We start from the raw sequence: 13,915 nt of genomic DNA, 5'->3' as shown, positions 1-13,915 counted from the left end.
TACCAGTTACCGCTGCCTCCATTTCCACATTTCCCACATTCCAAGCACATTTCCACATTCACCCCACATTCCCCGCTACCGATGACTACAGCTAACAAGCTACTGCTAGTCCCCCCTCTCCTTGGGGAGAGGGGGCTAGGGGGTGAGGTCCCGCGCCGCCGCTTCCTGCAGCAGGCCGCGCTGGGGGCCGTGGGCTTGCTGCTGGGTTCCTCGGGCCTGCCCGCCTGCGCCCCGGCCGCCTCGCGGGCCCACATCAAAGGCAGCATGCGCGGGGCCGATTTTAGCCTGGGTCACCTGCTGCGCCAGCCCGGCCAGCTGCCCGCGCCCACCCGCACCGAGCAGGTCGGGGTGCTCATCATCGGCGGCGGGGTGGCGGGCCTCTCGGCCAAGCGCTGGCTTTACCGCCACGGCCGCACCGACGTGCTGCTGCTGGAGCTGGAGCAAGGGCTGGGCGGCAACGCAGCCGGCGGGCAGAATCCTGTATCGGCCTATCCCTGGGGGGCCCACTACCTGCCCGTGCCCGACGCGCGCAACACCGAGCTGCTGGCGTTTCTGCGCGAAGCGGGCGTCATCACCGGCACCGACGAGACCAGCGGCCTGCCCGTCTACAACGAGTACCACCTCTGCCACGACCCGGAGGAGCGCCTGCTCATCCACGGCCACTGGCAGCAGGGCCTGGTGCCCGAGCTGGGCGTGCCCGCCGCCGACAAAGCCCAGATTCAGCGCTTTTTCCGGCTGGTGGAAGCCATGAAGCAGGCCCAGGGCGCCGACGGCCGCGACGCCTTTTGCATCCCGCTGGACCGCTCCTCCACCGACGAGCAGTTCCGCCGCCTCGACCAGCTCAGCTTCGCCGACTACCTCGCGGCCGAGGGCTATACCTCGCTCTACCTGCGCTGGTACCTCGACTACTGCTGCCAGGACGACTACGGGGCCCCGGCGGCCCGGGTATCGGCCTGGGCCGGGCTGCACTACTTCGCCGCCCGCAAAGGCCGCGCCCACAACGCCGAGGCCGCCGACGTACTGACCTGGCCCGAGGGCAACGCCTTTCTGGTGCAGCAGCTACAGCGCGGCGTCGACCGCGGCGGCATCCGGGCGGCTACGCTGGTGTACGAGCTGCGCGAAACGGCCGCCGGCGTCGAAGCCCTGGCTTATGACGCCGTCACGCGCCAGACCACCCGCATCCTCGCCCGGCAGGTGCTGCTGGCCACGCCGCACTTCGTGGCGCGCCGGCTGCTGGCGGGCTGGGCCGATGCGCCCGCCCTGCAGCCCTACCACGCGCCCTGGCTGATTGCCAACCTCACCGTCGACGGGCTGCCGCAGGGGCCGGGCCAGCCGCTGTGCTGGGACAACGTGCGCTACGGCAGCCGCGCCGTGGGCTACATCGACGCCAACCACCAGGACCTCGGCCGCGACGTGGGCCAGCCCCGGGTCATTACCTTTTACTGGCCCCTGACCGAGGCCGAGCCCGATGCGGCCCGCCGCCAGGCCTACCAGACCAGCTACGACCAGTGGCTGCAGCGCCTGCTGGCCGAGCTGGAAACCACCCACCCCGGCGTGACGCGGCACGTGCAGCAGGCCGAGCTGTGGGTGTGGGGCCACGGCATGGTGGCGCCCACGCCCGGCTACCTCTGGGGTCCCGACGAGGCCCGGCAGCGCGCCGCCCAGCCGCTCCGAAACCGGGTGTTCTTCGCCCACACCGATTTGAGCGGCGTGTCCATCTTCGAGGAGGCCTTTTACCAGGGCATCCGCGCCGCTACCGAAATCCTCGCCGCCGTATGACGCCCTCCGTCGCCGAACAACGGGCCGCCCAGCCGACCGCCGCCCCGCGCCAGCCCTGGATTCAGTCCGCCACCTACGACGGCTGGCTGATTCTGGCCCCGCCCTTCCTGGCCTTGCTGGTGGTGGCCGTGCTGCCCGACGCTTACCGCAGCACCGCGCAGATGCCGGTGCTGGGCTGGGTGGTGCTGGTGCTGCTTATCGACGTGGCCCACGTGTACAGCACCTTGTTCCGCACCTACCTCGACCCGGTGCGGCGCCGGCAGCAGGGCCTGCTCTACCTGCTGGTGCCACTGAGCTGCTACGCCCTCGGCGTGGCCCTGTACCTGCTGGGCGGGGCGCTGCTGTTCTGGCGGGTGCTGGCCTACGCGGCCGTGTTTCACTTCGTGCGCCAGCAGTACGGCTTTTTGCGCCTCTACAGCCGCCACGAGCCCCGCGCCACCCTCTCCCACCGCCTCGACGCGGTGCTCATCTACGCCGCCACGCTCTACCCGCTGCTCTACTGGCACCTCTCTCCGCCCCGGCACTTCAACTGGTTTGTCGACGGCGACTTTGTGCAGCGCGACTGGCCCGCCGGCCGCCTGGCTATCAGCGTAGCCTACCTCGGCCTGCTGCTGGTTTACCTGCTGAAAGAAGCCATACAGTGGCAGCAGACGCGCCGGCTGAACTGGCCCCGCAATCTGCTGCTGCTCGGCACGGCCGCCTCCTGGTACGTCGGCATCGTGGTGTTCAACGGCGACCTGGCCTTTACCCTGCTCAACGTAGTGGCCCACGGCATTCCGTACCTGGCCCTGGTGTGGAGCGCCGGCCACCAGCCCGGGCCCGACGGCCGCCGCCTGCGCCGCGGCGCCTGGGCCGGCCGCTACGGCTTGCTGATCTTTCTGGGCGTGGTCGGGCTACTGGCCTACCTCGAAGAAGGCATCTGGGACGGCCTCGTCTGGCGCGAGCATACCAGCGTCTTCGGCCTGTTCCAGCACCTGCCCCGCGTCGCCGACGCCACCTTGCTGGCCTGGCTGGTACCCCTGCTGGCCCTGCCCCAGGCCACCCACTACGTCCTCGACGGCTTCATCTGGCGCCGCAGCAAAGCAGCTGCGTAGCACCCACGCCAATCGTCCACAGCCGCAGCGCGGCGCCATATCGGTAGTCCACCAGATGGCAGAAAGCAAGCAGAGCTGCAGCGCAGCGACATGGCATAGGGGCCATATGGCCGGCCGTTCAATGTCAGCACGGCAATGCCGCTGCGCTGCAGCTCGCCCGTTCTTGCGAGGTGCTTTGCTACCAATATGCCGCCGCGCTGCGGCTAGATGTTGCCGCCGCGGACGAGTTTCAGGAGCTTTTGATAGAGTAATCCAACAAAAAGCCCCGACTCACCAGGAGCCGGGGCTTCGCATTTTTAATCAGCAGCCGTTACGCCGCGTCGTCCTCGGCGTAGGCACCGGCGCTGCCGGGCACCACGTTCTTCTCCACGATTTCGCGGGCCAGGTTCAGGTAGCTGATGGAGCCTTTGCTTTCCGCGTCGTGCAGGATAACCGGGATGCCAAAGCTCGGCGACTCCGATAGCTTCACGTTGCGCGGAATAATGGTGTCGAACACCAGCTGCTGGAAGTGCAGCTTCACTTCCTCCACCACCTGGTTCGACAGGCGCAGGCGCACATCGTACATGGTGAGCAGGATGCCTTCTATTTCCAGCTGCGGGTTCAGGCGGCTCTGAATGATCTTGATGGTATTCAGCAGCTTGCCCAGGCCTTCGAGGGCGAAGTACTCGCACTGCACCGGAATAATCACCGAGTTGGCGGCCGTCAGGGCATTCACCGTGATAAGGCCCAGCGAGGGGGAGCAGTCGATGATGATGAAGTCGTACTGGTCCACGATGGGCTCCAGCGCCGCTTTCATCTTCTCCTCCCGGTTCGGCAGGTTGATCATCTCCACTTCGGCCCCGACGAGGTCGATGTGGGAGGGCATCAAATCCAAGTGGGGCAGGATGTTGGTCGGCAGGATGATGTCCTGGGCGTTGATGCCGTCGACCATGCACTCGTAGATGCTGTGCTGAATGTCCTTGGGGTCGAAGCCCACGCCGGAGGTAGCGTTGGCCTGCGGGTCGGCATCCACCAGCAGGGTGCGGTACTCCAGCGCCGCCAGGGAGGCCGCGAGGTTGATGGACGAGGTGGTCTTGCCCACGCCGCCTTTCTGGTTAGCTACCGCAATGATTTTGCCCATGGCAAGGTTTATCTTGTTGAATGGCTAAATGGCTTGCTGGCTAAACGGCTGGTCGTTCTAAGGGAGCCCCTGAACAATCAGCCATTTGACCATTTGGCCATTTAACCATTCCAAACTTACAAATTAATCTGCTGTCCGATGGTCGGCAGGATGAGTTCAATGCCGGCCGCTTCGGCTTTGCGCTTGGCCTCTTCGTGGTCGATTTTGATGACCGGGAAGGTGTCGAAGTGCATGCCGATGACCTTCTTCACGCCCACCCACTTGGCGGCCGTCAGCGCGTCGGCTATGCCCATGGTGTAGTTGTCGCCGATGGGCAGCAGGGCCACGTCCAGCTGGTGCTGCTCGCCGATAAGCTTCAGGTCGTAGGTCAGGGCCGTGTCGCCGGCGAAGTACAGGTTGCCCTCCGCCGTTTCGAGCACGAAACCGGCCGCCAGGCCGCCGTAGGAGCCGTCGGGCATGGAGGAGCTGTGCAGGGCGGCCACCATCTTCACCGAGCCGAAGGGCAGCTTCACCCGCCCGCCGATGTTCATCTGGTAGGTGGCTTTCAGGCCTTTCTGCCCAAACCAGCCGGCTACCTCGGCAATGGCTACCAGCTCGGCGCCGGTGCGCTTGCCGATGGCCTCCACGTCGGCCACGTGGTCACCGTGGCCGTGGGAGAGCAGGATGTAGTCGGCCTCGATGCTGTCGATGCTGATGTCCTTGGCCAGCGGGTTGGGGCTGATGAAGGGGTCGAAGAGCAGGCGGGAGCCGGCGACTTGCAGGCCAAAGCTGGCGTGGCCGTAGTAGGTGAGTTCCATGCGAGGAGTTTTAGCCGCGTAGTACGGCCACGGCAAGCCGTGGTTTTCCCCGTACTTTACCACAAATATACACCTCTTTCCCGTTCGCATGCCCCGCTTTTTAGCCCGTTTGGGCCGTTTTCCGGGCTCCTCAGAATCAGCGGTTTCGGCCCCTGCGGTCCGGCAAACGCCGATTTTCGCGCGGTTTTCCGCCTCGATTTCCCGTGGCCCGGCGGCCCGCGCCGCCGGGCTGGGCCTGCTGAGCCTAAGTTTTTTAGCCAGCTGTAGCTCAGCCGATAAGCCGGCCGATGCCCGCCGCGTCTTCCGCTACAATCAGCCCGAGGCCCTGACCTCCCTGGACCCCGCTTTTTCGCGCAACCAAGCCAACATCTGGGCCGTCACCCAGCTCTACAACGGCCTCGTTGACCTCGACGACTCGCTGCGCCCCGCCCCCGCCCTGGCCCGGCGCTACAGCATCAGCCCCGACGGCCGGACCTACACCTTCGTGCTGCGCCGCGGCGTGCATTTTCACGACTCGGAGGTGTTTCCCGGCGGCAAGGGCCGCGAGGTTGTGGCTCAGGACGTGGTATACTCCTTCCGCCGCATCCTCGACAAGCCCACGGCCAGCCCCGGCGGCTGGATTTTCCGCGGCAAAATCCTGGAGAAGCCCGACGGGGAGCCCTCCGATACGGCTTTCGTAGCCCCGAACGACTCCACGGTGCGCATCTACCTCAAGGAGCCGTTCATTCCCTTCCTGGGCATTCTGACCATGCCCTACGCCTACGTGGTGCCGCGCGAGGCCGTGCAGCGCTACGGCAAGGACTTCCGGGAGCACCCGGTGGGCACCGGGCCGTTCGTGTTCCGGCGCTGGGACGAGGGCTCGGCCATCGTGTACCACCGCAACCCCCACTACTGGCGCCGCGACACCAAGGGCCGGCAGCTGCCCTACCTCGACGCGGTGCAGATCAGCTTCATTGCCGACCGCAAATCGGAGTTTCTGACCTTCCAGCAGGGCAAGCTGGACTTTCTGAGCGGTATCCGCGCCGGCTCGCGGGACCTGATTCTGTACCCCAACGGGCAGGTGCGCGAGGATTTCGCCGGCAAGTTCCGCTTCGAGAAGGTACCCTACCTGAACACCGAGTACCTCGGCATTCAGCTCGACCCGACCAACCTGCGCGGCAAGGCCGACCAGCCCGCCCTGCGCGACCGGCGCGTGCGCCAGGCCCTGAACTACGCGCTGAACAAGCCGGAATTGCTGGCTTACTTCCTCAACAACGTGGGCGTGCCCGGCGCTTCGGGCTTCGTGCCTTCGTCGCTGCCTTCCTACAGCGAAAAGGAAGTGCCCGGCTACAGCTACCAGCCCGCCAAGGCCCGGCAGCTGCTGCGCGAGGCCGGCTACGGCCCCGGCAAGCCCCTCACGCTGACCCTGACCACCGTGGCCGAGCGCAAAGAGGTGTGCGAGTACCTGCAGAAAAAGTGGGCCGAAGTGGGCATCCAGGTCGGCATCGACGTGAACCAGGCCGCGGCGCAGCAGGAGGTGGTCGACAACGGCCGGGTGGCCTTTTTCACCAAGAGCTGGCTGGGCGACTACCCCGACGCGGAAAACTACCTGGCCCTGTTCTACAGCCCCAACTTCAGCCCCGCCGGCCCCAACAAGACCCACTACAAAAACGCCGAGTACGACCGCCTCTACGAGCAGGCCAAGCTGGAGCGCGACGACGTGCGCCGCTGGGCCCTCTACCAGGCCATGGACCGCCTCGTGGTGCGCGACGTGCCCGTCATTCCGCTCTACTACGACCAGGTGGTGCGCCTTACGCAGAACAACGTGCACGGCCTCACCCCCAACCCCATGAACCAGCTGGTGCTGGAGCGCGTCTGGAAAGAATGACCGCGGATGGCAACGGATGAATGAGCGGAGGGAACGGATTCGGACCGCAGATACGCACGGATGAATGAGCGGAGGGAAACGGATTCGTTCTGAACGCCCGGTGCTTCCTTTCTAACTCACCGCATAAACAGCAGCGCCCGACCATTTGGTCGGGCGCTGCTGTTTGGTATTGTCTGATAAGCGCGGATATCAGCGCCGACAGAACGAATCCGTTCCCTCCGCTCATTCATCCGTGCGTATCTGCGGTTACCGGTCGGCGCTGTTGCCGCCCCCGATGCGCTCAATTTCCTTGTTGATGTAGGTGAGCAGGCTCATCAGCTCGGCGGGGGCGCCTTCCTCCACCTGCACCGTCTTGGCGGGCTTGCCCGGGCGGTTGTAGGTCAGGTAGGTAGAGGGCATGTCGGTGGCCCCGCTCATGTACCGGTCTTTGAGGTTGGCAAAGCCGATTTCGTTGGCCTGCCGCAGCATTTCGCGCACTACTTCCTTGGGCAGGCGCAGCTCGTGGGTGCCTTCCAGGGCCACGTGGCTGCGGCCCACGTACTTTACCCGCCCGTCGGCGTAGATGCTGGCTTCGAAGTGCGGGCAGAAGCCCAGGCAGGGCGTTTTGCGAAACACCAGCACCGGGGCGGCCGGTTTTTTCTGCTCCGGCTCCACAACGTCAAAATCCAGTGGCAGTTCGGCGGCTCCTACCCCACCGCGTGCGCGGCGCACCGGCGCCTGTTCGGTGGGCATGCTTTCCTGCTGGGGTTGCTCGGTTTTCTCCGGCATGGGCTTGGGCGGCGCCGTGGGCAGCACTTCCGGCTCTTTGGTGGGCTGCTCGGTCTGGGGCTGGGTGCGCACCGGCTGCTCCTGGGCCGGAATCGGCTTGGGCGGGGCGGTGGGCAACACCTCCGGCTGCCGTACCGGAGCCTCGTCGTGCGAAAGTTGCCCAGCCGGCGTTTCGCTGCGCCCCGGAATCGGCTTGGGCGGGGCCGTCGGCAGCAGTTCCGGCTGCTTCGTCGGCTGTTCGGCCGGGTTTAGGCTGCCCGCTTCCGAGCGGCCCGGAATCGGTTTGGGCGGGGCCGTGGGGAGCAGGTCCGGCTGCTTTACCGGCGGCTGGTCGGCCGGGTTCAGGCTGCCCGGCTCGGTACGGCCCGGGATGGGTTTGGGCGGCGCGGTGGGCAGCAAGTCCGGCTGCTTGGTAGTCGGCATCGACTGCGGCGGCCGCGTGGGCTGCCCATCGGGCTGCCGGGTGCCCGGAATGGGCTTGGGCGGGGCCGTGGGCAGGGTGCCGTTGCCGCTGCCGGGGTTCGGGTTGGCCGGGGGCGTGGTCGGCTGCGGATTGTGGCGGATGGGCGGCTGCGGATTGCGCACCGGCGGGTTGCGCACGGGCGGGGCCGTGCGGATGGGCGGCGCCGTGGGCCCCGGCACAACCACCACCGGGCCAGGTTGCGGCGCGGGGTAGTCGTAGTCGTAGCCGGGCTGCGGGGCCGGGGTGGCGTAGCGGGTGCCGCCCACGTAGTAGTTGACCGAGCAGGCCGAGAGGGAGCCCAGCAGCAGGGTGCCCAGGGCCAGGGAAAGTAAGTTTGCGCGCATAGCTGTAAGGGAGAAGGGAAGTTCGGCCGGGCAATTCCAAAAAGCGGACCAACACGGCAAGTTGCTAATATTCGCCCACAAAAAAGCCTTCCAGCGGGGCGCTGAAAGGCTTTTAAGTTCTTGAGGCAGAAGCCGGAAATTATTTCTTGCCGCCCTGCTTCGGGGCCTTGCGGGCTTCGGCCTCGCGCTCCTGGGCGTTCTTCATGGCCTCGGCCAGGCGGGCCTGGAAGCCACCGGGCTTCTTGTCCTTGTTCTTCTCCTTGTTGGCCTGCAGCTGGGCGTGCAGCTTGTCCTCGTCCACGAAGCGGCGGGTAATGGCCTGCTGGGCGAAGGTCACCACGTTCGACACGAAGTAGTACCAGGTGAGGCCAGCCGGGTAGTCGTTCAGCACGAAGAAGAAAATCAGCGGCATCAGGTAGCTGTAGAACTTCATTGGGCCCTGCATGGCGGCCGGGTTCATCTGGTTGCTCTGCCAGGTCATCAGCAGCGTGCTGATGGTCATCAGCAGGGTAAACAGGCTGATGTGGCGGGACTCGGTGAAGGGAATCTTGAAGGGCAGGTGGATGAAGGCGTCGTAGGTGCTCAGGTCCTTAGCCCACAGGAACGACTCCCCGCGCAGCTCGATGGCGTTGGGGAAGAACTGGAACAAGGCCAGCAGGATGGGCAGCGTCGCCAGCATGGGCAGGCAGCCCGAGAGCGGGCTGGCGCCGGTGCTTTGGTAGAGCTTCATCGTCTCCTGCTGCACCTTCATCTGGTCCTCGCCGTACTTCTCCTTGATCTGGTCGATTTCGGGCTTGAGCACCCGCATCTTGGCCTGCGAGAGGTAGGACTTGTACACCAGCGGCCACATCACCAGCTTGATAAGGACCACCAGCAGCACGATGATTAAACCGTAGTTGGTCATGTAGTGCTCCAGGAAGTTGAACACCGGGATGACCACGAAGCGGTTCACGTAGCGGAACACGCCCCAGCCCAGGTACACGTTGCGCTCGAAGTAGGGGGCCACGTCCTTGAGCACCGGGAAGGAGTTTGGGCCGAAGTAGTAGCGGAAGCTGGCCCCACCGGCCGACTGCACGTCGGCGGCCGGAATCTGCAGGGTGCTCTGCATGGTCTTCAGGAAGGTAGTGTCGCCCTCCTGCACGTTGGTGTTGAACTTGCCGCTGGGGAAGGGCTTGGCGGGCACCAGGCCGGCGGTGAAGAAGTCGTGCTTGTGCCCGATCCAGGCCACGGGGGCGGTGGCCGTCTGTTCCTCGGGCTTCTCGCTGGCCTCGGCAATGGAGCCCAGGTCGTCGTCGGTCCAGTAGTTGATGGTCGAGTGGCTGCGGTTCTGCTTGGCGCTCTGCTCGGTCTGCCGCACGCGGTCCAGCCAGGTCAGCGTCAGCGGCTCGGCCGTGACCAGGCCATTCAGGCCCACCAGCTTCAGGTTGTAGCCCAGCTCGTAGGAGTCGTCGAGCAGGGTGTAGGTCTGCTGAATCTGCTGGCCGGCGGCCAGCTCGGCCACCAACTGCACGCGCTGGCCTTTCTTGCCGTTGTCCGTCACCGATTCCACGGCCGAGGGGCGGAAGTACAGGCTCGAAAGCTTCACCCGGCGCCCGTCGGCGGTGGGCACTTGCACGTCGATGTCGGCGCTCTGCTTATCGAGCAGGTAGAACGGGGCGCCCCGGAAGGTCTTCTCCCCTTCCAGGCGCACGGCCTGCGGGCGGCCGCCGCGGGTGCTCAACGACACGGCGACTTTGCTGTTGCGCAGCTCTACGCTTTGGGCCGTGCCCTGACCCGCCGCCGCAAAGGCACCGAGCGTACGCACGAGGGCGGCCGAGTCGAGCGGGGCGGCGGTGGCCGTGTCGGGGCGGGCCGCCGCGGCGGCAGCCGGCTTGTTGGCTTGCTGCTTGGCTTGTTCGTCGGCCTTGGGCTTCAGGAAAAACAAGTACGCCAGCAGCAGGGCCGAAATGAGCATGAGGCCCGTGGCCTGATTCTTATCCATGAATGGATTAGGTATTGGGTAAAAAGCAGTTAGCGCCCAACGCGCGGGCTGACCTGCCGAAAGCAGCCGCAAAAGTACGTGGCAATCAGCGAAGTGACTACCCCGGCCCCGGATTTGGGGCGGCGCAGCGGTCTGCAACAACCGGGCACGGGCGGGGCGGGCTGTCAAATTGGCCGGGCAGAATGTTATCCGCGGTTGACCTTCGGACAAAACAGAACGTCTCGAACAAAGCAGAACCCCTCGGACAAAGCAGAACGTCATTCCGAGCGAAGTCGAGGAATCTCGCGTGTTTAGCCGGATAGCATTCTTCTCGTTGAACGAGGATTTTACTATCAGCCCTCAGCACGCGAGATTCCTCGACTTCGCCCGGAATGACGTTCTATATTGTCGTTCTACCAGCCCCTACGCCACGGCTACCTGCTGCTTGTGGTGCTGAATGGCGGCGCGCACGAAGCGCACGAACAACGGGTGCGGGGCCTGCACGGTGCTCTTCAGCTCGGGGTGAAACTGCCCGGCCACAAACCAGGGATGGTCGCGCAGCTCTACCATTTCCACCAGGCCGGTGTCGGGGTTGATACCCGAGGCCAGCATACCGGCGGCTTCGTATTGCTCGCGGAACTCGCCGTTGAACTCGTAGCGGTGGCGGTGGCGCTCCTGGATCTGCGTGGCGCCGTAGGCTTTGGCGGCCTTGGAGCCCTTGCGCAGCTCGCAGGCGTAGGAGCCCAGGCGCATGGTGCCGCCCTTCTGGGTGATGTTTTTCTGCTCCTCCATCAGCCCGATAACCGGGTAGGGCGTGCCCGGGTCCATTTCGGTGGAGTTGGCCCCTTGCAGGCCCAGCACGTTGCGGGCGAATTCGACCACGGCGCACTGCATGCCCAGGCAGATACCGAAGAACGGAATGCCCGACTCGCGCACGTAGCGGATGGCGGCCAGCTTGCCCTCGAAGCCCCGCTCCCCGAAGCCGGGCGCCACCAGCACGCCGTCGGCGCCGTGCAGCTGCTGGGCCACGGTTTCGGGCGTGATGTGCTCCGACTGAATCATGCGCACCGTCACCTTGCACTCGTTCTGGGCGCCGGCGTGCACGAAGGCTTCCAGGATGGATTTGTAGGCGTCGGGCAGCTCCACGTACTTGCCCACCAGGGCCACGGTGATTTCCTCGGTGGGGTTTTTGAGGCGGCCGAGGAAGTCTTTCCAGGCGTCGAGGTCGGGGTCGGGGGTGCCGCCGGTGAGCTTCATCTTCTTGATGACGCGCTCATCCAGCTTTTCCTTGCGCATGAGCAAGGGCACGGAGTAGATGCTGTCGGCGTCGAGGCTTTCGATAACCGAGTTGACCTGCACGTTGCAGAAGAGGGCAATCTTCTTGCGCATCTCGGCCGGGATGGGGTGCTCGGAGCGGCAGACGAGGATGTCGGGCTGCAGGCCGGCTTCGCGCAGGTCGCGCACGGAGTGCTGGGTGGGCTTGGTCTTGAGCTCCTTGGCGGCGGCCAGGTAGGGCAGCAGCGTGAGGTGAATGACCAGCGAATCGTTCGGGGGCAGCTCCCAGCGCAGCTGGCGCACGGCCTCCACGAAGGGCAAGGACTCGATGTCGCCGATGCAGCCGCCGATTTCGGTGATGACCACGTCGAACTCGCCTTTCTGGCCCAGCAGCAGCATCCGGCGCTTAATCTCGTCGGTGATGTGAGGCACTACCTGCACGGTCTTGCCGAGGTAGGCGCCCTCGCGCTCCTTGCGAATCACCGAGTCGTAGATGCGGCCGGTGGTCACGTTGTTGGCCTGCGAGGTGGGCACGTTCAGGAACCGCTCGTAGTGGCCCAGGTCGAGGTCGGTTTCGGCCCCGTCGTCGGTCACGTAGCACTCCCCGTGTTCGTAGGGGTTCAACGTGCCCGGGTCGATGTTGATGTAGGGGTCGAACTTCTGGATGGTGACCCGGAAGCCGCGGGCTTGGAGCAGCTTGGCCAGGGAGGCCGAAACGATGCCTTTGCCCAGCGAGGAGGTCACGCCGCCCGTGACAAAAATGAACTTGGCCGTAGTGGCAGCCGTGGAAGTGGGGGTTCGGTCTGGCATAACGGGAAACAAAGGTAGGGAAAGAGTTGGGCGGCGCGGCAGGTGGGGGCGGGTTTTGGTGTGGGGGAACAGAGTGGGTGCGGGGTCCACTGACATGACGGTACTCTATACCATGCTTGCACGAAGCAGGAACAAAAGCGAAATTTGGAGCCAGCTCACGGTCTTCTTTCAACATCCTTTTGACTACCCCCGCTCATGACACTTAGAAAATTGCTGGACATTGCCAAGAATCAATTAAATGAATTGACCTCGGTGAGCAACCCTGATTTCCGGCTTGAACAAGCAGAGTTTAAAAAAGACGAAGAGGTTTGGGATATTGTAATATCTTATTTAATCGAAGAACCTGTAACCCCAGTAAATAAGTCAAACCCACTTAATCCACTAAGCGAATTTGCAGCACTTATTGCTGAGCCTAAATTCCAACGAATGTATAAAAGAATCAAAATAGACAAAGAAGAAAAGGTGCTTGGATTCTATATGTTCGATAAATGAAACCTATATTAATCGACACCAATGCTTTAGTTGTTCTTATTATTGGCTTGATGAACCCACATATACTAAAAACACACAAAAGAACGTCGATATACGAGGAACAGGACCTTCGCAATCTTCTGTACATTATTCAAGACATAAGCAATCTTGTCGTTTTACCGAATGTCTGGACTGAGGTCGATAACTTACTAAATAGCTTCGACAAACAGCGAAAGTATACCTATCTAAAAACTTTAAGAAGCGCAATAGAGCAAACAACCGAAAAATACATACCCTCGGTCAGCGCGACACATAATACTGCATTCATTGACTTGGGCATAACTGATTCTCTGCTTTTAGAACATGCCAAAGAGTGCAGGCTGCTCATAACTGGTGATTCGGCATTATCAGATTATGCTTCGGCATACGGCATAGCTGTTTATGATATGGTAAGGGCTCGAAATGAGCGCTTGTAATACATTCCCCAAACACCACAGCTCGCCTTGCCGCTGGGGCGGCAGTGGGGGCGCAGGTTGTTGTGCCATGACAACCTCAAATTCCCAACCTTCCCACATGACAAGATTATTTCCTGCCCTTGCTATTGGCTTGGCTCTTACTGCCTGTTCAGCAAATAACTCCCACGACGGTGAGCAAGCAGCGGCAGCAGTACCCGCAGTTTCGACTCAGCCGGAAAGCAACAGCGCAGCTACTGTACTGACTGATACCACCAAAGTAAAAACCTGGTTGACCGGTGTAATTGAGGATTATGCCAACAACGAAAACCCTAACGTCGGTTTTGAGCATTTAAGCAAGGCCATGACCGACGATTATCATACGTACAAGCAGGACGCCATCAATCTTGAATACGATTCCAGTGACTCGGCTATGACCGAGGAGGATTTTAAAAAGAAGTGGCAGGGAAAATATAACACCGAGCTTGTTGGCAACGGCGGCTATCTTATTTCCGCGCAGGACAATGGCAAAGTCGAAGTAACGAAATGCAACTTCATTAAGCACTTGGATCAGGAAGCTTCGCTTTAGGTGGTGGCCCAAGTAGGGTGTTAGCCGTATAAGCGGGTATGGATACCTGCCCGCACTGCCGCTCAACGAAGTTGCGCAAACACGGCTTGGCCCGTAACGGCAAGCAACGCTATTGCTGCCCAGATT

The 13,915-nt window shown here is 63.1% G+C and carries 12 protein-coding genes; 7 read left to right on the top strand and 5 right to left on the bottom strand.

What is annotated here, in order from left to right:
* The first annotated feature begins 81 nt into the window (after nucleotides 1-81).
* Both EJV47_RS21300 and EJV47_RS21295 read left to right on the top strand, forming a co-directional pair.
* The gene (locus tag EJV47_RS21300) at nucleotides 82-1,779 is read left to right on the top strand and encodes an NAD(P)-binding protein (RefSeq protein WP_126695236.1); all 1,698 of its coding nucleotides are present in this window, start codon (nucleotides 82-84) and stop codon (nucleotides 1,777-1,779) included.
* A complete protein-coding gene (locus EJV47_RS21295) occupies nucleotides 1,776-2,873 on the top strand; it encodes a hypothetical protein (RefSeq protein ID WP_126695235.1) in 1,098 nt (365 codons plus the stop codon). Before EJV47_RS21300 ends, EJV47_RS21295 begins: the two co-directional genes overlap by 4 nt.
* 310 nt (nucleotides 2,874-3,183) lie before the next feature.
* Here EJV47_RS21295 and EJV47_RS21290 read toward each other — a convergent pair whose 3' ends face one another.
* Nucleotides 3,184-3,993 carry a ParA family protein gene (locus EJV47_RS21290; protein ID WP_126695234.1) on the bottom strand — a complete coding sequence of 270 codons (810 nt, stop codon included), beginning with the start codon at nucleotides 3,991-3,993 and terminating at the stop codon, nucleotides 3,184-3,186.
* Between the two features lie 116 nt (nucleotides 3,994-4,109).
* A complete protein-coding gene (locus EJV47_RS21285) occupies nucleotides 4,110-4,790 on the bottom strand; it encodes a metal-dependent hydrolase (RefSeq protein WP_126695233.1) in 681 nt (226 codons plus the stop codon).
* 88 nt (nucleotides 4,791-4,878) lie between these two features.
* Here EJV47_RS21285 and EJV47_RS21280 point away from each other — a divergent pair, with 88 nt between their 5' ends.
* Nucleotides 4,879-6,657, top strand: coding sequence for an ABC transporter substrate-binding protein (locus tag EJV47_RS21280; protein WP_126695232.1), 1,779 nt, complete (start codon nucleotides 4,879-4,881; stop codon nucleotides 6,655-6,657).
* Nucleotides 6,658-6,903: 246 nt separating this feature from the next.
* Here EJV47_RS21280 and EJV47_RS21275 read toward each other — a convergent pair whose 3' ends face one another.
* The 3 genes from EJV47_RS21275 to EJV47_RS21265 form a co-directional block, all read right to left on the bottom strand.
* On the bottom strand, nucleotides 6,904-8,232 hold the full coding sequence (locus EJV47_RS21275) for a DUF6438 domain-containing protein (RefSeq protein ID WP_126695231.1): 1,329 nt from the start codon (nucleotides 8,230-8,232) through the stop codon (nucleotides 6,904-6,906).
* 139 nt (nucleotides 8,233-8,371) lie between these two features.
* Nucleotides 8,372-10,213 (bottom strand): membrane protein insertase YidC, encoded by a 1,842-nt coding sequence (gene yidC, locus EJV47_RS21270; RefSeq protein WP_165903861.1) that lies wholly within the window; start codon nucleotides 10,211-10,213, stop codon nucleotides 8,372-8,374.
* Nucleotides 10,214-10,615: 402 nt separating this feature from the next.
* Nucleotides 10,616-12,277 carry a CTP synthase gene (locus tag EJV47_RS21265; RefSeq protein ID WP_126695229.1) on the bottom strand — a complete coding sequence of 554 codons (1,662 nt, stop codon included), beginning with the start codon at nucleotides 12,275-12,277 and terminating at the stop codon, nucleotides 10,616-10,618.
* 195 nt (nucleotides 12,278-12,472) lie between these two features.
* On the opposite strand from EJV47_RS21265, the gene EJV47_RS21260 reads away from it, so the two are divergent.
* The 4 genes from EJV47_RS21260 to EJV47_RS29160 all read left to right on the top strand — a co-directional run.
* A complete protein-coding gene (locus EJV47_RS21260) occupies nucleotides 12,473-12,769 on the top strand; it encodes a hypothetical protein (RefSeq protein ID WP_126695228.1) in 297 nt (98 codons plus the stop codon).
* Nucleotides 12,766-13,224: a PIN domain-containing protein gene (locus tag EJV47_RS21255; protein WP_126695227.1), complete on the top strand. Its 459-nt coding sequence runs from the start codon at nucleotides 12,766-12,768 to the stop codon at nucleotides 13,222-13,224. The genes EJV47_RS21260 and EJV47_RS21255 overlap by 4 nt, the downstream gene beginning before the upstream one ends.
* 97 nt (nucleotides 13,225-13,321) lie before the next feature.
* Nucleotides 13,322-13,789 (top strand): aryl-sulfate sulfotransferase, encoded by a 468-nt coding sequence (locus EJV47_RS21250; protein WP_126695226.1) that lies wholly within the window; start codon nucleotides 13,322-13,324, stop codon nucleotides 13,787-13,789.
* Between the two features lie 38 nt (nucleotides 13,790-13,827).
* Nucleotides 13,828-13,915: transposase-like zinc-binding domain-containing protein (locus tag EJV47_RS29160; RefSeq protein ID WP_424321812.1), on the top strand; the 88-nt coding region annotated here is incomplete at its 3' end.

Source organism: Hymenobacter gummosus (assembly GCF_003970915.1).
Classification (GTDB): Bacteria; Bacteroidota; Bacteroidia; order Cytophagales; family Hymenobacteraceae; genus Solirubrum; species Solirubrum gummosum.
The sequence above is the reverse complement of the archived record's forward strand: the minus strand, read 5'-3'. Positions and strand labels throughout refer to the sequence as shown.